General features: G+C 61.5%; 17 protein-coding genes. 12 read left to right on the top strand and 5 right to left on the bottom strand.

Features of this window, described 5'->3' with window-relative positions:
* From GIB19_RS09145 to GIB19_RS09095, 11 genes are all read left to right on the top strand, one after another.
* A complete protein-coding gene (locus GIB19_RS09145) occupies positions 1–2,667 on the top strand; it encodes a T6SS effector BTH_I2691 family protein (protein ID WP_274885261.1) in 2,667 nt (888 codons plus the stop codon).
* Positions 2,667–3,803 carry a DUF6708 domain-containing protein gene (locus tag GIB19_RS09140; protein WP_274885260.1) on the top strand — a complete coding sequence of 379 codons (1,137 nt, stop codon included), beginning with the start codon at positions 2,667–2,669 and terminating at the stop codon, positions 3,801–3,803. The genes GIB19_RS09145 and GIB19_RS09140 overlap by 1 nt, the downstream gene beginning before the upstream one ends.
* Positions 3,804–3,927: 124 nt before the next feature.
* Positions 3,928–5,064, top strand: a complete 1,137-nt coding sequence (locus GIB19_RS09135) for a DUF6708 domain-containing protein (protein ID WP_274885259.1) — start codon at positions 3,928–3,930, stop codon at positions 5,062–5,064.
* A gap of 145 nt (positions 5,065–5,209) precedes the next feature.
* Positions 5,210–6,346, top strand: coding sequence for a DUF6708 domain-containing protein (locus GIB19_RS09130; RefSeq protein ID WP_274885258.1), 1,137 nt, complete (start codon positions 5,210–5,212; stop codon positions 6,344–6,346).
* A gap of 224 nt (positions 6,347–6,570) precedes the next feature.
* Positions 6,571–7,899 (top strand): hypothetical protein, encoded by a 1,329-nt coding sequence (locus tag GIB19_RS09125; protein ID WP_027593360.1) that lies wholly within the window; start codon positions 6,571–6,573, stop codon positions 7,897–7,899.
* 32 nt (positions 7,900–7,931) lie between these two features.
* Positions 7,932–10,163, top strand: a complete 2,232-nt coding sequence (locus GIB19_RS09120; RefSeq protein WP_274885257.1) for an Ig-like domain-containing protein — start codon at positions 7,932–7,934, stop codon at positions 10,161–10,163.
* Between the two features lie 16 nt (positions 10,164–10,179).
* On the top strand, positions 10,180–10,653 hold the full coding sequence (locus GIB19_RS09115; RefSeq protein ID WP_027593362.1) for a curlin: 474 nt from the start codon (positions 10,180–10,182) through the stop codon (positions 10,651–10,653).
* A 16-nt stretch (positions 10,654–10,669) separates the two neighbouring features.
* Entirely contained in the window at positions 10,670–12,115 is a 1,446-nt protein-coding gene (locus tag GIB19_RS09110) for a curlin (RefSeq protein WP_238213878.1), read from the top strand.
* A 236-nt stretch (positions 12,116–12,351) separates the two neighbouring features.
* Positions 12,352–12,996, top strand: a complete 645-nt coding sequence (gene alkB / locus GIB19_RS09105; protein WP_238213876.1) for a DNA oxidative demethylase AlkB — start codon at positions 12,352–12,354, stop codon at positions 12,994–12,996.
* Between the two features lie 79 nt (positions 12,997–13,075).
* The gene (locus GIB19_RS09100) at positions 13,076–13,363 is read left to right on the top strand and encodes a hypothetical protein (RefSeq protein ID WP_027593365.1); all 288 of its coding nucleotides are present in this window, start codon (positions 13,076–13,078) and stop codon (positions 13,361–13,363) included.
* 85 nt (positions 13,364–13,448) lie between these two features.
* On the top strand, positions 13,449–14,063 hold the full coding sequence (locus tag GIB19_RS09095; protein WP_027593366.1) for a Yip1 family protein: 615 nt from the start codon (positions 13,449–13,451) through the stop codon (positions 14,061–14,063).
* Between the two features lie 18 nt (positions 14,064–14,081).
* Here the strand turns inward: GIB19_RS09095 and GIB19_RS09090 are convergent, their stop codons facing one another.
* The 4 genes from GIB19_RS09090 to GIB19_RS09075 form a co-directional block, all read right to left on the bottom strand.
* Positions 14,082–14,342, bottom strand: coding sequence for a DUF1652 domain-containing protein (locus GIB19_RS09090; RefSeq protein ID WP_027593367.1), 261 nt, complete (start codon positions 14,340–14,342; stop codon positions 14,082–14,084).
* Positions 14,343–14,544: 202 nt separating this feature from the next.
* Positions 14,545–15,420: a pirin family protein gene (locus tag GIB19_RS09085; protein ID WP_099429242.1), complete on the bottom strand. Its 876-nt coding sequence runs from the start codon at positions 15,418–15,420 to the stop codon at positions 14,545–14,547.
* A gap of 101 nt (positions 15,421–15,521) precedes the next feature.
* A complete protein-coding gene (locus GIB19_RS09080; RefSeq protein WP_274885256.1) occupies positions 15,522–16,394 on the bottom strand; it encodes an alpha/beta fold hydrolase in 873 nt (290 codons plus the stop codon).
* Positions 16,395–16,415: 21 nt separating this feature from the next.
* Positions 16,416–17,045: a LysE family translocator gene (locus GIB19_RS09075; RefSeq protein WP_172960357.1), complete on the bottom strand. Its 630-nt coding sequence runs from the start codon at positions 17,043–17,045 to the stop codon at positions 16,416–16,418.
* 125 nt (positions 17,046–17,170) lie between these two features.
* On the opposite strand from GIB19_RS09075, the gene GIB19_RS09070 reads away from it, so the two are divergent.
* Positions 17,171–17,650, top strand: coding sequence for a GNAT family N-acetyltransferase (locus GIB19_RS09070; RefSeq protein WP_099429240.1), 480 nt, complete (start codon positions 17,171–17,173; stop codon positions 17,648–17,650).
* Between the two features lie 148 nt (positions 17,651–17,798).
* Here GIB19_RS09070 and GIB19_RS09065 read toward each other — a convergent pair whose 3' ends face one another.
* Positions 17,799–18,728, bottom strand: coding sequence for an aliphatic sulfonate ABC transporter substrate-binding protein (locus GIB19_RS09065; protein ID WP_274885255.1), 930 nt, complete (start codon positions 18,726–18,728; stop codon positions 17,799–17,801).
* Positions 18,729–18,730 lie beyond the last annotated feature (2 nt).

The following is an 18,730-nucleotide window of genomic DNA, read 5'->3' as shown; positions in this document are numbered from 1 at the left end:
ATGGATTCGCTCACCGACACGCTCGACCTGTGCAGACGTATCACAACCGGCTACCGCCCCGCGCTACGCAACAGCCCCGTCGCCGACTGCACCCGCCGCTTCGAACTGCTGCCCTTGCGCTATGCCGCCGTTGGCGGCAATCCGGCACAACGCGCCCGCTTGCCCAAGTTGCCGGGCTACCTCAGCCCCTTTCAGGAGGTGGCTTCACTGAACCACTCCAGCTACGCCATCCGCCCGCTGCGCGAAGGCTTTCTTTACCTGCTGATCAAACGCCACAGCGCACCGGCGCACGAATGGCACAGCCAGTACCGCGTGGCGCCGAATGGCTCACTGTTGTACATCAGCGCCGACGCCCCATGGGAGCCTGCCCCTAGCGCAGGCAACCTGGAGGATATCATCCGCGCCTTCGGCTGGACCATCACGCTCTACGACCTGGACGACATCCAGGAGCTGCGCCCGTTGTTCAGCCCCTCCCCGCTCACGCCGCGCATGCTCGACAACTACCGCCTGCTCGAAGACGAGTACCGCAGCAGCCTGCCCGCGATCGATATCGCAGGGTTCATTCAACCCTCTGACGCGCCGCCACAGCCCCACGTGCTCAAGCACGACCAACTGAACTGGGTAGCCGACTTCAAGGCCCAGGACGACGCAGACCTGCAGGCCCTGCTCGACCTGCAGCCGTTCAACAACGCTCAGATCGTGTCCCCGCACGCTTCACGGCAAGCCCTGGCACCGCCCATGAATCAAACCAAGCCGCGCGGCGCCGCTATCGTGATCGAGGATGCCCTCGGCATTACCCAAGAGCTCAATGCCTGGCGCAATGCAGCCGTCGACGAGGTGAAGACCCACTGGCTACAGCGCGTTGTGGAACCCGGCGTGGACAATGAGCGCAAACTGCTTGTTGCGCAGTCGTTTCTGGAAATCGAGAAGCTCTACCCGCAGATGATGGCCGAGCGCATCGTCAAGCGTGAGGTCATGGCCGAGGCCGTGCGCAAGCAGCCGGTGACGCCTGTGGACTTCTATGGGTTTACCGACCACGCTCGCCAACAGGCCGATGCGCATGCCGCCCGTATCAAACCTCATCTGGCGCAGTACGAACGCGAAGTCCGGGCCAAGGTTCAGGCCCGCCAGGATGCTGGCGAATTCAGCAAGAAGTTCGACCAGAAGTACGGCCATCTGGTCGACCGCCAAGCCATGCACGATCAGCTCGCAGGCTTCGAGCAAGCGATGCAACAAGCCCAGCAAGCTGCAGAAGACCGCGCCAAAGACCATACCCGATGGCTCCTCAGCGAACGCCTGCTGCAGGCCCTGGACCGTTACGACAATGCCGACCTGATCAATGGCTTGGCCTTTGCCGAGCAAACCGGCCAGTGCGTAATCGGCATGGAGCTCAGCGAGTGGGGCGCGACGGTACTGGACCACTGGTGGCGCAGCGATGTGGCGCATCGGAGCAATCTGGCAATGCGCGGCATCAGCTACAACCAGGATGACATCCGCGAAGCGCTTGCCGCGCTTCTGGAAGCGGCCAAGGCCGAGCCGGCCTCAGAGACGTCTTTCACGTTGCGTGAGTCGCTCGCCCGGCAGGCGCACATCGCGGCGAATGCCTTCGGGCGCATCAACACGCTATACGAGGAGCTACAAAGCAGAAACAGTACCGCCAGCATCGGCTTGTATGCCTGGTACGTCGCGCTGGGGCGCCAAGTGCTGCGTACCGGGGCGCCCAGCAGTGTGGACCGCGCGCTGCACCATGGCCTGCGGCTGACATTGTTCGCCTCGGTACATGAAACGGCCGTCGACATACGCCTGGGAGAAGCGGCTCGTAGTGGGCAGCCCTTGAACCCACAGCGCAGTGGTGCCCAGGTTGCCCGCTATCTGGACCAGGCCTGGGCTGAAGGCCTGATACAGGCCAACAACAGCGACTTCTACAAGGTGCGTGCTGCAGGCCTGGTGTGTTTGCTCGAAGGCATGCTGATGGCCTTCAAGGCACGCGAACTGCCAGACAGTAATGCACGGGTGAAGACCGAGCTCTTTGCAGCGGCCATGACTACGGCTGCGGCAGGCTTCGAGATTGGAGCCAGTTATGTGGACCAGGTGGTGACGCGGTATGGCGCGAATAGTGTGACCGGGAGAGGGGCGGCGGCGAGCTTGGGGAGGTTAAAGCTCTGGGGGGGGAGTTTGGCCAGTATGGGCGGGGGGGTGCTGGCGTGGTGGGATTTTGTAGACTGGCATAAGCAACTAGAAAGCAATCCGACTACGAAGCAAGAGTGGAAGAAATCGAGAATGCTGGCAGCTGCATACATTCTACGAGGATCAGCAACCATTACATTATCATTGGCAGAGTTCGGAACAGCCGTCGCGATTGCGAGACCACTGTTCGAGCACTTGGCAAATTCAAGCTCTAATAAAATAGTAAAACTGCTTAGCCGATCCATGGCAGGGCTCGCAAACACTCTCGGCACGCAAGCGGCACGTCTGCTACTCGCTCGATTAGTACTGGGAGCCTTTTGGATAGGCCTCGCCCTAACGCTCATAATTTACATTCTTGAAGATGACGCACTGGAGAAATGGTGCAAACGCAGTTGTTTCCGCATCGGAAATAGCTCCAGCACTTATAAGGAAGAAGATGAATTGAACGCTCTATATTCCGCGTTTAGTGAGGTTTTGTAATGTACTTGATCGAATGGGGATTTTGGCAGATGGCAACCGAGTCAAAAGCCACGCGAAAAGCCTCCGAAGCACAGATGACACCTTCAGAGAAGCGATCAGCTAAAGACTTATACGAGGGGGATCTGGAAGAAGATATTCATTTCCGGTCTGTCAGCGAAAAACCTAATACGCGCGGCCCCGTTTTCGCCTTCAACGATGATTACATGGAGATGCGCTGCGGTGGTTCAGAAGAAAAACGTGGACTACTTACGCTTGCGATGCTCGTCGGAGTTATGCCAATCATAGGCGTCACGACAATCACCGCATTAAATTTTCTCTGGGTTGATATAACGGTTCCAGATTCACGCTCATTTATAACTTTGGCACTCACCCTTATCATGATGCTAGTCGCTGGCACCGCACTATATCTATACTCAAAATATGGGATGAAAATCACACGTTTGGAGATGCTGACCAGCCGTCACTTACTCATTCGCTTCAATCGAAAAACCCAACAGGTCCACCTCCATCGACCAAGTTATTGCGGCGGCATCGTAACTTTCCCCTGGAGAACAACCGGAAGTACAGGCCTATATCCAGAGGACGACTCACTCAGCGTGGGCGTGAGACTGGGCCTGATAAGGCACCCCAGCCATACCGGCCTCCCCCACATGGAAATGGCCTTCGTCGGCAAGCAAGGCCAAGGCGGCAGCGAGCTCCGCGACGAATGGGAGTTCATCCGCCGCTACATGGAAGAAGGCCCTCACGCCGTCCCCCGCCCCCGTCTAAGCACCCAACTGCCTTCGCCCATTCAGGCATTCAGCGCCCAATTCGAAGGCCTCGGCCGTTTCTTCCGCAAAAGCAGCTGGCTGTTCAAACTCACCCTGCTCATGGTCTGGCCCGCTTTCGTCATTGTCGGCACCGCGCACTGGTTCAGCCTGCTGCTGTGCTGGCGACCACGCTGGCCGAAGGTGATTCGCGAGGCCGGCTTGCCCGGCAAACCAGTGCCATCACCCACCACCTTGAGTGACTACCCGCCAGACATACAGGAGCGCTTGCTTGCCAATGCCGACCGTTGGCAGCTCAAGCCCGGCAAGCGTCCCGAGAAGAAACCACGCAAACCGCGTACGCCCAAAAAGCCGAAGGAGTTCGATTGATGTCATCCATGATCGACCTGCGCAGGTGTATCACTTCCAGCTACGGCTCCGAGCAACAGCCAACTGCATCTGAGCGACAGGAGGAATTAGGCGCTCCATATTCGGCTTTCAGCGAGGTCTCAAATTGTATTTGATCGAATGGGGATTCTGGAAGACATGCACTGAGTCAAAAGCTGCGCGCACGGCAGCTGATGCTGAGACAGTACCAACCCATAAGTATCTAGCTTGGGATCTGTACGAGAGTGACTTACGGGAGGGTGTTCATTTCAAATCGGTGAGTACTACTCCGCATTCGCGCGGCCCCGTATTTGCGTTCAATGACACCTACATGGATATGCGCTGTGGCGGCTCGGAAGAGAAACGTGGAGTAATCACAATGATGACTCTCGGAGGCCTAGGCCCAATGACCTACGCATGGCTGCATATAACCTTTGGCTCCATTTACATCAACGCCACCCAAGCTGAGTTCCTTTCGGTGTTCTCTATTTTATTCAGCACATACATGCTGTCCATAGGCTGTGGGTTTTACTATGTTTATGCTAAATATGGATTCCGCTTTACACGTCTAGAAATACTCACCAGTCGACACCTCCTTATCCGTTTCAATCGAAAAACTCAACAGATTCATCTTCATCGACCTGCATACTGCGGGGGTATCGTGACGTTTCCATGGAAAACCACCGGAAGCACCGCTGTATCTCCTGAGGATGACTCACTCAGTCTCGGCATGAGACTCGGCTTGGTCTGGCACCCGAGCCATACCGGCCTGCCCCACATGGAAATGGCCTTCGTTGGCAAGCAAGGCCAAGGCGGCAGCGAGCTCCGCGACGAATGGGAATTCATCCGCCGCTACATGGAAGAAGGCCCACACGCCGTCCCCCGCCCCCGGCTGAGTACCCAGTTACCCTCCCCAATCCAGGCGTTCAGCGCCCAATTCGAAGGCCTCGGCCGTTTCTTCCGCAAAAGCAGCTGGCTGTTCAAACTCGCCCTGCTCATGGTCTGGCCCGCTTTCGTCATTGTCGGCACCGCGCACTGGGTCAGCCTGCTGCTGTGCTGGCGACCACGCTGGCCGAAGGTGATCCGCGAGGCCGGCTTGCCCGGCAAACCAGTGCCTCCACCCACCACCTTGAGTGACTACCCGCCCGACATCCAAGAACGCCTACTCGCCAATGCCGACCGTTGGCAACTCAAGCCTGGCAAGCGTCCTGAGAAGAAATCACGCAAACCGCGTACGCCCAAAAAGTCGAAGGAGTTCGATTGATGTCATCCATGATCGACACGCTCGACCTGCGCAGCCGTCACATCCGGCTACCGCCCCGCGCTATTCAGCAGCCCCCATCGTCGACTGTTCCGGAACAACAGAAGGAATTAGACAATCTACATTCGGCTTTTAAAGAGGTCTTAAATTGTATTTGATCGAATGGGGCTTCTGGCAAATGGCAACAGAGCCAGAGGCCGCACGCAAGGCGTACGAGGCAGAGATTACGCCAAGAGCGAAACGCGCTAATAAGGATTTTTATGAGGGAGACGTGGAGAAGGACATACATTTTCGACAGGTCAGCGAAAAGCCCAACGCACGCGGCCCTGTTTTTGCCTTTAATGAAATATTTATGGACATGCGTTGCGGCGGTTCGGAAGAAAAGCGGGGGCTAATTACACTTATCACATTAGGCGGGATTCTCCCAGGCATTGCCTTAGGAATCTATATAGCAGTTGGCTCCATCTGGCTCGACATCACAAGCCGTGCTTCAAGCTCTTTTTTAGCAGTAGTGCTCACGATAACCTTGGCCTGGGCTTCAGGAGCCGCACTATACTTTTACTCGAAATATGGCATAAAACTTAGTCGATTAGAAATACTGACCAGCCGCCATCTGCTTATTCGCTTCAATCGAAAGACTCAACAAGTCCATCTTCATCGGCCAAACTATTGCGGCGGCATCGTAACCTTCCCCTGGAGAACAACCGGAAGCACAGGCCTGTATCCAGAGGACGACTCACTAAGCGTGGGCATGAGACTAGGCCTGGTCTGGCACCCCAGCCGTACCGGCCTGCCCCATATGGAAATGGCCTTACTCGGCAAGCAAGGCCAAGGCGGCAGCGAGCTCCGTGACGAATGGGAGTTCATCCGCCGCTACATGGAAGAAGGCCCTCACGCCGTCCCCCGCCCCCGTCTAAGCACCCGGTTACCCTCGCCCATCCAGGCATTCAGCGCCCAATTCGAAGGCCTCGGCCGTTTCTTCCGCAAAAGCAGCTGGCTGTTCAAACTCGCCCTGCTCATGGTCTGGCCCGCTTTCGTCATCGTCGGCACCGCGCACTGGTTCAGCCTGCTGCTGTGCTGGCGACCACGCTGGCCGAAGGTGATCCGCGAGGCCGGCTTGCCCGGCAAACCAGTACCTCCACCCACCACCTTGAGTGACTACCCGCCCGACATCCAGGAACGCCTACTCGCCAATGCCGACCGTTGGCAGCTAAAACCCGGCAAGCGTCCGGAGAAAAAACCACGGAAACCACGCACTTCCAAATCACCAAAAACACCGACATAGAAGCGGGCCGCACAGGCAAGCGAGTGGGTCGCAACCACCGACCCAATTCCCCAATGCTGGGGGTACCGGGCCCATTGGCAAGCACCGTAAAAGAAACCCACGAAACGGCCGTATCCCCCGTTGTACAACGCCTGCGAGTCATTTATTTCGGTTTGGCACGCCTATTGCCGATCTCCTCCCAGACGCCCCAAGTCCATGGGCCCGTTTGCAGGAGGAATTGACTCATGCTCCGACCGATACCCCACCCGCTGGCAGTGGCGATTTTCGCCGGCATGCTCCAGATCCCGGCACAGGCTGCATTGAACGCTGTCGACCCCGGCCCCTACAACCTTGCCAACGGCAACTTTGCAGGCTGGTACCAGGACAGTCATGGTCGCACCCTCGACCTGTGCTTGACCAAAGCGGTGAGTTCAAGGGTCGCCGGTGCTCCCGGCGCGCCGGCGTACATGTGCACACTGCTACCCACCCCCGGCGTGTTCGACGACACCCAACCCATCGCCTTCCCCACCAACTTCCCTGACGAAGCCTTCTGGTTCACCGCCGACGCCGCCATCGTCGACGCTGCACGGGGCATCGACTTGAGCTACGGCACGGCCATCGAGGCAGCATTTGCCGCCGAAGAGCCCGTCGAAGGCGACCAGGTCAGCTTCGCCCGGGTGCGTATTCGCGTCGATGTGCCGACCGCAGGCACGTACGTGGTCACCCACCCTTACGGGGTCGAAGTCTTTGACGTACCGGCCGGTGGGCGCCGGGCGATCAACATGACCCGCGACATCGGCATCGCTGGCGCTGGCGACTTCAGCGGCGCGCTCAAAGGCGATGTCGGGCCGTTCCTGCGCAGCGTCAATGGCCCCTACACCGAAGGCAGCGAGCGCTTCATCGGCGACCCGAACTTGGATGAGCGTGTGACCGGTAGCCCGTTCAACACCAACTTCGTGCGCATCGAAGGCCCGGGGGGCATCGACCTGCGGACCGAGCTGTTCTCGATCTCGGGCAAGCTTTCCGATGTTGCCCTGCCCACGCCGCTGATGCCGCAGCGCACCACCTACTCGCGGCGCACCGAGAATGGCGACCTGCACGCCCAGCAAGATGTCTTCGTCATGGCCCCGCCGCCACCGGCCGCCGTCACCCTGACCAGTCAGACACCAAACCTGAACCTGACCGAAGCCAACGGCACCGGTGCCTGGTACGCCCAGTCGGTACTCAACCCGAATGTGCCCACCACGCTGGTACTGACCGCCGACAACAGCGTGGCCATCCCGACCAGCAGCCTGACCACGGCCAACCTGCCACTGACCGACCTGGTGACCATCACTCAGGCTGAATACCACCTGTCCACCGGGCAACTGACGCTGGTCGCCAGCACCAGTGACGAAACCAGCCCGCCCGCCCTCACCGCCCACACCGGCAACGGCACGTTGCTGGGCAACCTCAGTGGCAACGGCGCGGTGAAGACATTGAGCACATCCCTTTCGCCCATCCCACCGGCCAAGGTGCAAGTCACCAGCGCCAATGGCGGTAGCGACAGCGAAGACGTGGTGCTGGTGCCATGAACAGACAAAGGCTCAGCCCTCAAGGAGGCAGCATGAACACTTGGCCACGCCGTGCGCTGTTCGCCGCCGGTTTCTCCCTCACTGTCACCAGCGCTGCCTTCGCCGCGCTGTCCGATGTCGACCCCGGGCCCTACACCTTCGCCACCGGCGGTTACCCGATGTGGTACAAGGACGGCAACGATCTGTCGCTTGAGCTGTGCCAGTCACGCGCCACCAGTTCGCGGGTTGTCGGCGCGCCGGGTGCACCGTCCTACATGTGTACCTTGTTGCCGGAGCCGGGCATCTACGACGACGCCTTGCCCCTGGTGTTCCCCGACAACTGGCCACCCGAGATGTTCTGGTTCCTGGCCGAAGCCACCATCCCGGCAGTGGGCAACAGCGGTTATGAGCTGGACGCCTATGTCGCCGGCCTTGAGGCCGCCTTTGCCGCTGAAAACCCGGTGGATGGCGACCAGCAGAGCTTTGCCCGCATCCGCATCCGCGTCTCGGTACCCCGGGCCGGTGTCTACACCATTACCCACCCCTACGGTGTCGAGACGGTCAACGTCACCACCCCTGGCCGTCGCGCGATCAACATCACCCGTGACATCGGCATCGGTGCCCCCGGTAACTTCACCGGTGCGCTCAACGGCGCGCTGGGCCCATGGCTAAGAGGCGCTGGCGGGCCGTACCTGGAGGTCAACCCAGACACCGGCGCCACCGACACCTTCATTGGTGACCCGAACAGGCCCGAGACCGTGGTCGGCAGCCCGTTCAACACCAACTTCATCCGTATCGACGGCCCGCCCGGGCGTATCGAAACGTCGCTGTTCACCGTGTCTGGCAAGGTGCTCGACCAGCGTGCGCAAACGCCAGTGACCCTGGAGCGCGCCACCTACTCGCGCAACGGCTCCGGCACCCGTGTGGAGGTGTTCGCCAAGGCCCCGCATGACGCTAGTCTGTGCATGCGCAATGGCCTGGCACTGATCGGCACGCCGCCTTCGCCTTGCCAGTTCAACCTGCTGACAGACAACAACGGGCTGTTCTTCAGCCAGCAGTTCGGCCAGGCCGTGCCGCCCGCCGTGGTGGTGGTGACTGCCAGCAACAGCACTGCCGGGACCCAGCCGACCGCACTGTCGAGCAAGCTGACTGACGTGGTCAAGGTCAGCACCGCACGCTACGACTGGGCCAACAAGCGCCTGTTCATCGAGGCCCGCTCCAGCGACGAAGTGGCCATCCCCGACATGCTCGCCCAAGGCTATGGCCGGATGTCCAAATCGGGCACGTTGCAGAGCCTGACCGTGAATGACCTGGCACAGCCGCCGGCCACTGTCACGGTCAAGTCGGCCCATGGCGGCAGCGATGTGGAACCGGTGATCGTGGTCGGCAATGCGCCGGTCGAGGCGGCCAACCAACCGCCGCTGGCCCAGGCCGATGTCGGCAGCACCAGTGTCGGCATCCCGCTGACCCTCAACCTGCTGCTGAACGACAGCGACCCGGACGGCAACGTACCGCTGGCCATCAGCGACCTGACCCAACCCGGTACCGGCCTTGGCGGCGTCGTGCTCAACGGCACCACCTCGGTTACCTACACCCCACCCGCCGGTGCCACGCAACCGCTGGTGGCCACCTTCAACTACCGGGCGGTGGATGCCAAAGGCCTGAAGTCGGAACCGGCCACGGTGACCATCAACGTTGCGCCCAACCAGGCGCCAACGGCCAACCCGGAAACGGTCGCCACCCTGGGCGTGCCGCTGACCATCAACGTGCTGGCCAACGACACCGACCCGGAAGGCAACCTGCCGTTGACCGTTGCCGCCGTCACACAACCCGCTGCCGGCCGAGGCACCGTCAGCACCGATGGCACGACGGTGACCTACACCCCACCGGCCACGGTGACGGCGGCCTTTACCACCACCTTCACCTACCAGGTGCGTGACTCGCTGGGGGCGCTGTCCAACGCCGGCACCGTCACGGTCAACGTGTCGCCACGCCCAGCCGCCGAGACCTTTGCGGTCACCGCAGCCACGGTCACGGCACGCTCCAACAACCGGTACAACTGGGACATCAGCGGCACCTCGTCGGTGACCACCGGCAACGTTGTGACCGTACGTGTCACCACCACCACCGGCGTGCAAACCCTGGGCACCACTACCGTACCGGTCACCGGGCGCTGGCGCCTGGCGGTCAGCAACAGCACCACGGTGATCCCGACCGCCGCGCCGACGGCGACCATCACCACCAGCCCAGGGACCACACGCACCGTCAACGTCGTCGTGCAGTAGAAGGCGGGAGAACGCCATGAAATGCCTGTATCCACTGTTGCTCTGCCTGGCCCTGGCGGGCCAGGCCAGCTGGGCCGAGGACCTGATGGACAACGCCGACCTTGCGGCCGGCAATGACCTCGGTGACCCCGTGATCATCCGCCTGTTACCGGTCGGCGCCGGCCAGGCAGCGGTGATCGAGCAGCAAGGCACGGGCAACCGCGCCGCCCTCGACCAGAACGGCCAGGCCCTGCTGGGCCGCATCGTCCAGGCCGGGGGCGCGCAAGAGGCGTACATCCTGCAAGAAGGTAGTGACCTGATGGCCAGCATCAGCCAGCAGGGATATGGCAACAGCGCGTCGATCCGCCAGAGCGGCAGCAGCAACAGCGCTGCCATCGACCAGATCGGCAACAACAACAGCGCCAACATCGTGCAGTCCGGCACGGGCCTCAACAGCTCCGTGACCCAAGCCGGCAATGGCCAGCATGTTCAGATCACCCAATACCGATAGACCTGGAGGCACCACCATGTTCAAGCTCGCCCCCCTCAGTGCCGCTATCGTCCTCGCCCTTGCAGGCCAGGTCATGGCTGCCGACAGCACCTCGACCCAGACCCAAGACGGCAAGGAAAACATTGCCGAAGTGACCCAGACCCTCGCGCCGTTCGCCTCGGCCACCCAGTCGCAGACCGGCAAGGGCCACAATCACCTGGCGGTGCAGGCCAACAGCACCAGCGATATCCAACAAAGCGCCACCGGCTCGTACAACGCAGGCTACGCCGAGCAGTTGTTCGAAAATGGCAGCCAGATCACCCAGCAGGCCGGAGGTAGCTATAACGATGCCTTCGCCAGCCAGTCGCTGGGCGAGAACAACCAGTCGCTGCAGACCCAGCAAGGCACTGAAAACCGCTCGACCGTATGGCAGGACAGCCAGCTGGGCAGCCAGGCCACCACCCAGCAGTCCGGCCAGCGCAACGAAGCCTTCGTCGAGCAGACCTTCGGCGGCAGCAATAACCAGAGCATGATCATCCAGGCAGGCGCCGACAACTACGCCGCCGCCGAGCACTTGACGCATAACGACGGCAACATCCAGATCTACCAGGACGGCAAGGAAAACTGGGCTTACGGCGACCAGCGCGACGGCGAGGGTGGCACCATCGGCCTCAGCCAGACCGGTACCGGCAACTCGGTGGAGGTCTGGCAAGACACGCAAGTCGGCAGCCAGGCCAACGTCACCCAGACCGGCCAGCTCAACGAAGGCTACATCGACCAAAGCTTCGGCGACGCCAACAAGGCCACCCTCACGCAAAAAGGCAAGGCCAACGCCAGCTGGTCGGACCAGTTCGAGAGCAACAACTCGACCACCACCATTTCGCAGACCGGTAACAACAACCTGCACTACACCTACCAGAACGGCGAAAACCTGAACTTGACCGTGACCACCCAAGGCAACGGCAACAAGATCACCGCCAGCAACTGGAAAGGCGACAAAATGGGCGGCCAGTTCGGCGTCAACCAGACGGCCGTGATCAACCAGTACGGCAACGGCAACGGCGTCAACCTGACGCAGAACGGCGACAACCACCTGGCCACGCTGAACCAGACCGGCAACAACAACGCGATGCAGACCAAGCAGGCCGACAGCAACAACGAACTGTTCTTCGAGCAAAACGGCACCGACAACATCCTGGTCGCCGACCAGCGCGGTACCGACAACTATGCCTTCGGCAGCAGCGAGGGCACCGGCAACGTCATCAACCTGGACCAGTCCGGCTATAGCAACCAGAGCTACACCAACCAGCTCTACGGCAGTGGCAACGAGGCCACCATCAAGCAGGCCGACAGCATCAACGTCGCCTACGTGACCCAGGGTGGCCAGGGCAACAAGGCGTTCGTCGACCAGAGCGGCATGGCGCAAACCGCCACCATCAGCCAGCTGGGCAGCGCGAACATGGCCACTGTGACCCAAAAATAACCTGCTCCCCCCTTGAACCGCGGTGCTCACTCTCCCTGGTGCCGCGGTTCCTTTTTTATTGTTTCCCTGCTACCTCACCGCCCTTTGTAGGAGCAGCCTTGTGCTGCGAAGAGGCCGGTGAAAACACAGTAAATTTGCGCTGCTATCACCGGCCTCTTCGCAGCACAAGGCTGCTCCTACACGGGGAGCGCATGAGCCGGGGTAGAATGGAACACCGTAAGCCTGGTGCTGCTTCCATGATCCAGTCCGACCTCGACCTGTTCGGCCCCCAGCCGCAACGCCTGGCGAGCCATACCGTGCTGCTGCCCGGCTTCGCCCTGGCCGAGCTCGAGGCCTTGCTAGACGCTTTGCGCCCGGTGCTGCGCGCCGCGCCGTTCCGGCACATGCAGACGCCCGGTGGCCTGCACATGGCTGTCGCACTGACCAATTGCGGGGCATTGGGCTGGGTCAGTGACGAGCACGGCTACCGCTACACCCTGACCGACCCGCAGAGTGGCCAACCCTGGCCTGCGCTACCGCCGGTGCTGCTCGGCTTGGCAAACCGCGCTGCGGCCGTCGCCGGTTTCGACGACTTCGTGCCCGACGCTTGCCTAGTCAACCACTACTTGCCAGGCACCCGTTTGAGCTTGCACCAGGACCGTAACGAGCAGGACTTCAGCCAGCCGATCGTGTCGATTTCACTGGGCTTGCCCGCAGTGTTCCTGCTGGGCGGGCTGCAGCGTTCGGACAAGACCCAGCGTGTGCCGTTGAGCCATGGCGATGTGCTGGTGTGGGGCGGTGAGGATCGCTTGCGCTTTCATGGCGTGCTGCCCATCAAACCCGGCGTGCATCCGCGCATGGGCGAACGGCGGATCAACCTGACCCTGCGCAAAGCGGGCTGATCAGGTAAAAACTTGAACATCCGGGCCTGAAAGGCTTCTAAAGAGGAGCCGCGTCAGCTTTCACAAGGAGCCCATGCCCATGAAAATGCCCGGCCGCGCACCCAATACCTTTGTGCAGCTGGATTACGTACGCGATACGTTGTTCGGCCCGGTCGCCCAGAGCGTGGAATGCCAATGCCAACTCGCCGCCCTCAACCTGCAGGGCCGCCCTGCCCTGCGCTTGCACATCTGCCCGCCGCTGCCCGACAAGGTCGATCGCGCCCACAGCGTGGCGTTCGTCTGGGATGGCCGCACCTACCGCGGGGTGGTGCGTGACCAGGGCAAATGTGGCGATGGCGGGCTGAACCTCCTGCTGGAGCTGCAATAAGGTGATCAACGGCGATCAAATGCGCTGAACCTGCCCGCAACGGCGCGTCTCCATAGAAAAGAGCCCACGCCTTCTGGAGACCGTCATGAACAGTCCACTGCTCAAGCTCTTCACCCGCCCGTCCGATGCCTGGATGGAGATACGCCGCGCCGAAGAGGACCATCCGCAGCAATACCTGCCTCGGCTGCTAGCCCTGGCGCTGATCCCTGCCATTTGCCTGTTTGTCGGCACCACCACGTTCGGCTGGAGCCTGGCCGCCGAAGAACGCGTGCGCCTGAGCATTGGCAGCGCGGCGCAGTTGGCAGGCCTGCTGTACGCAGCCACAGTGGTCGGGGTCATGATCATGGGCGTGATGATACGCTGGATGTCACGCGGCTTCGATGCGCAACCCAGCCTGCAGCAATGCATCGGCTTTGCCGCTTACTGCGCCACGCCGTGGTTTTTCGCGGGGGTGGTCGGGTTGCTGCCGATTCGCTGGCTGGCGCTGACTGCGCTATTGGCTGCTTCGGCTTATGCCAGCGTGCTGCTGTTTGGCGGGCTGCAGACGTTTCTGCGGTTACGCAAGGAGCAGGCTATGCTGTTCGCCGCCTGTGTGTGGGGGGTTGGACTATTGGTGCTGGTGACCATCCTGGTGTCGATGATCCTGTTCTGGTTCAACGGCCTGATGCCGGAATATGTGCGCCCGGCCAGCCTCGGCTGACCGGGACAAGGTGCAGGCTCAGGCAATCGCCCTTATTGGCGTGGTCGGCTTGTCACGCAGCGCATGCAGCTGCGAAACCAGGTTCACCACGTCGCGGCAACTGTTGAGGTCCTGCAGCGCAACGCCTGTCAGGGTAACGCCCGCTTCGAGGCGCTGCCCCTGGCCCAGGCGGATGGTCAGGTGGGCGCCATCCGCGCAACTGACCTCGCAGCGATCAGGCAGGCAGGCTTGCTCGATCATTTGCCGCATCTCTAGCATTGAAACGCCTATCAACGACATTGTACGACCCTCTCTGTACTGGATGGCCTGTTGTTTAGGTACGCCTTTGCCAGGCATGGTGCCAATTGATATTGCGCATGCTCAGGCGGCCGTCCATGCGCCGGAGCAATGATGGTGCGCGGGATCATCTAGCACCTTAGTGGAAGATCGCAGGCCAGCCAGGGCTGTTCGATCGGCTGCACAGAGTTGACGACGAGCGGTCTCAGCTGCCCTCGGCCTGCATCTGCCCGAACCGGCCGGCATGGAAGTCGTCGAACGACTCAGCGATTTCTGCCTGGCTGTTCATCACGAATGGGCCATAGCCAACGATCGGCTCATCGATCGGCTCACCGCTGAGCAGCAGCACACTGGCGCCTTCCAGCGCCTCGAGCACAATGTCCTCACCACCACGCTCAAGCAGTACCAGGCTGGCTGGCCCGGCTTCCCGTTCACCGTTGACCCGCACAGTCCCGCGCAGCACCACCAGGGCGGCGTTGCGCCCTGCGGCTACGGGCAGTTGCAAAGTCGCTTGAGCATTCAGACGCAAATCCCAGACATCCATCGCGGTGAAGGTCCGCGCAGGGCCTTGGTGGCCTTGGAATTCACCCGCGATCACCCGCAGGCTGCCACGCTGGTCATCCAGCGCCACCACCGGGATATCCGTGGCAAGCAACGTCTGGTAACCCGCCGCGGCGCGCTTGTCACGCGCAGGCAGGTTGACCCACAGCTGAACCATTTCGAGTGTGCCACCCGTGCGGGCGAATGCCGGCGAATGGAATTCTTCATGGATAATGCCATTGGCCGCCGTCATCCATTGCACGTCGCCGGGGCCGATCAAGCCACCGGCCCCCGTGGAATCGCGGTGTTCGAGCTCGCCTTGATAGACGATGGTCACCGTTTCGAAACCACGGTGCGGGTGCTGTCCGACCCCGCGTCGGTCACGTGTAGGGGTGAAGTCGTGCGGGCCGGCGTAGTCCAGCAGCAAGAACGGGCTGATCTGGCGGGCCAGGTCGTCGTAGGTGAACAGGCTGCGCACCGGGAAGCCATCGCCTACCCAGTGGGCGTGGGGGCTGCGGTGAATACCCAGAATCTTTTTCATGAGAAGTCTCCTCTCTTGGCTGGGATCACCTTACCAATGATGCCAATAAGCCGGTAGGCAGCTTAAATGGCATGCATCGTCTCACCTATGGAACGACAACGTCACGGTTGCAGGAAGGCCAACGCCTGATCGGCGGCCATGGCCGGGTCCTCCTGCATGAAGCAGTGCCCACCGGCGACCTGCCGCGCGCTCACGTTGGGGTTCAGCGCCGCCAGGCGTTTGACCGAATGCGGCACGAAGGGATAGGTCTGTTCGCCATACAGCACCCGCGTCGGTGTGTGGATCGCGGCCAGGTTTGCCCACATGCGCTTGGGGAACGAACTGAAAATCTCCACCTCGCGGCTTGGCCGGCACTTGAGCACTACCGCCTCGCCACAATCGCCAATGGCATGCTCCACATAGGCCAACATTGCCGCATCGGTCCAGCCTTTGAAAATGCCGCGCCCCTGCAGCGAGGCCAGTGCCGCCTCACGATCAGGCCAATGGCTGCGGCGGTTGGCCGCCTTGCGCGCCAAGGCATGGCGCTGATGCAGGCCGACCAGCGCAGCCGCGCCCATCACACCGATCATACGGCGGCTAAACAGCACCGGGTCAAGCAATACGGCGCGCTCGAACAGCGTGGGTGCGCTGGCCAGGATCAGCCCCGTGAGCACGCCACCAAAGCTGTGCCCGAGGGCAAAGCGCGGCACCTCGCCATACTCGCCACGCCCGCTTTCGAACGCCTCCACCGCCAATTCAGCAGTGCGGTTCCACCCGCGAAACACGCCGCCATGGTCGCTGTCGCCGTGGCCTTGCACATCGCACAGCCACAGGTCGAAATGCTCGCCCAGGCGCATCAGCAACGGCTGGTACGCCAGGCAGCAGAAGCCGTTGCCGTGCAGAAAATGCAGCAAAGGCTTGCCACTGGCGGGTGTGCGCCACCCGCGCAAGGTGAAGCCTTCGGGGCATAGGTGTGACCAGGGGATCAACTGCATCGGCTTGCTGTACTCATCGGTCTATGAAAACGCCGATTCTACAAACAGCAGCGGGTAGAGTGAAATCACCAGCAGCAAGGCCATCAGGACATTGAACAGCATCAGCCAGCGCGGGTTCTGCAACAGGTTGCGCAAAGCGCTGCCAAACATGACCCAGACCCCGACGCTGGGCAGGTTGACCAGGGCGAACAGCGCGGCGATGACAACCACGTTCATCACGTAGCCCTGGGCCGGTGTATAGGTAGTGATGGCCCCCACCGCCATCACCCAGGCCTTGGGGTTGACCCACTGGAACGCGGCGGCGCCCCAGAACCCCAGCGGCTTGCGGGCCTTGGCCGAATCCGTGCCGATTGGCCCCGAGGTCGCGATTTTCCACGCCAGGTACAGCAAGTAGGCCGCGCCGGTGTAGCGCAGCACGGTGTACAACGGCGGCCAAGCCTTGAACACCTCGCCCAGGCCCAAACCGACGGCCAGCACCATGACCATGAAGCCAAGGCTGATGCCCATGGCGTGCGGGATCGAGCGACGCACGCCGAAGTTCACACCCGAGGCCAGCAGCATGGTGTTGTTCGGCCCCGGGGTGATGGAGGATACGAAGGCAAACAGCACGAACGCTGTAAGCAGGTCGGCAGAGGCAAGCATGGCAGGCATTCCACAATCATTATTGGTGCTGTCACACTAACGGAGTCGCCCTGCCTTGCGACCGGTACAGTTTTGCTAAATTAAATAGATACAAATACTGTACTGATCTCATCTCGTTCTAGGAAGCCCGCCCCATGAGCCTCACTATCCGCCCCGCGGTGCGTACCGACGCAGCGCAGATTCTTGCCTTCATCACCGAGCTTGCCGACTACGAACGTGCGCGCCACGAGGTGATCGCCTCGGTCGCCGATATCGAGCGCAGCCTGTTCGACGAGGGCAGTACAGTGCACAGCCTGATCTGCGAGCGGGATGGCCAGGCGATCGGTTTTGCCGTGTATTTCTACAGTTATTCGACGTGGCTGGGGCGTAACGGGATTTATCTGGAAGACCTGTACGTCACGCCCGAGCAGCGCGGCGATGGTGCCGGGCGCACATTGCTGCGGCACATTGCCCGCGAGGCTGTGGAGAACGGCTGCGGGCGCCTGGAATGGAGTGTGCTGGACTGGAACGAACCTGCTATCGGGTTCTACCAGTCCCTGGGAGCCGAAGCGCAAGCTGAGTGGGTTAAATATCGGCTGGATGGCAAGAAGTTGTTGGCGTTTGCCCAAGGTTGACCCCAAATACCGCCGAAATCCCCCTGTAGGAGCAGCCTTGTGCTGCGAAGAGGCCGGTAAGGCTCATAGAAATAGTGTGGCAACACCGGCCTCTTCGCAGCACAAGGCTGCTCCTACAGGGCAATGAAAGCCGAACGTTGCGTTTGGCTCAGTTCCGTCGCCACACCGCCCCGGCAATATCCACCCGCTTGGGCAGCACCTTGTTCTGGAAAAACAGCTCCGCCGTGCGCTGCTGCGCCGCCACGATCTCATCGCTCACCGGTATCACCGGCGACGCCGGCCGATGGCTGAAGCTGCGCCGCACCACCGCCTCCGGCAAGCCCATGAACTGTGCAAGCAACTGGATGCTCCCGGCTTCGTCACTGCGCGTAAGCGCCTCGGCCTGGCTGATCGCATCCAGTAGCTGACCGACAAACGCCCCGTTGGCCTCGACGTACTCACGCGCCCCCAGCATGAAAGGCCCGATCAAGCCCAGCCCTTGGCCATCGGCCAACAGCCGCGCCTTGCCCTCCAAGTCGATGGCCGAATAGAACGGGTCCCAGATCGCCCAGGCGTCCACGCTGCCGCGCTCGAACGCCGCACGCGCATCGGCAGGCGCCAGGTACACCGGCTGCACATCGCGGATGCTCAACCCGGCCTTGGCCAGGCTGCGCAGCAACAGGTTGTGCGCACTCGAGCCTTTCTGCAGGGCAATCCGTTTGCCCTTGAGGTCGCCAACGCTGGCCACCGGGCTGTCTTTCGGTACCAGAATCACCTCGGCCTGCGGCTTGGGCGGTTCAGCGCCGATGTACAGCAGGTCGGCGCCGGCCGCCTGGGCGAAGATCGGCGGAATATCACCGGTCGAACCGATGTCGAGGCTGCCAATGTTCAAGGCTTCTAGCATTTGCGGGCCGGCCGGAAACTCGATCCACTCAACCTGGGTGTGAGTAAAGCGCTGCTCCAGAAGGCGATGCTGCTTGGCCAGGACCAGGCTGATCGAGCCCTTCTGGTAGCCAATGCGCAACGTCGCAGGGTCTGCCGCCTGGGCAGCACCGGCCAAGCTCAGCAGTAACAGGACGGCAAGGCGTAGCACACGCATGG

The sequence above is a fragment of the Pseudomonas sp. ITEM 17296 genome (assembly GCF_028895205.1).
GTDB lineage: Bacteria > Pseudomonadota > Gammaproteobacteria > Pseudomonadales > Pseudomonadaceae > Aquipseudomonas > Aquipseudomonas kermanshahensis.
This window is presented reverse-complemented; position numbering and strand designations above follow the sequence as displayed.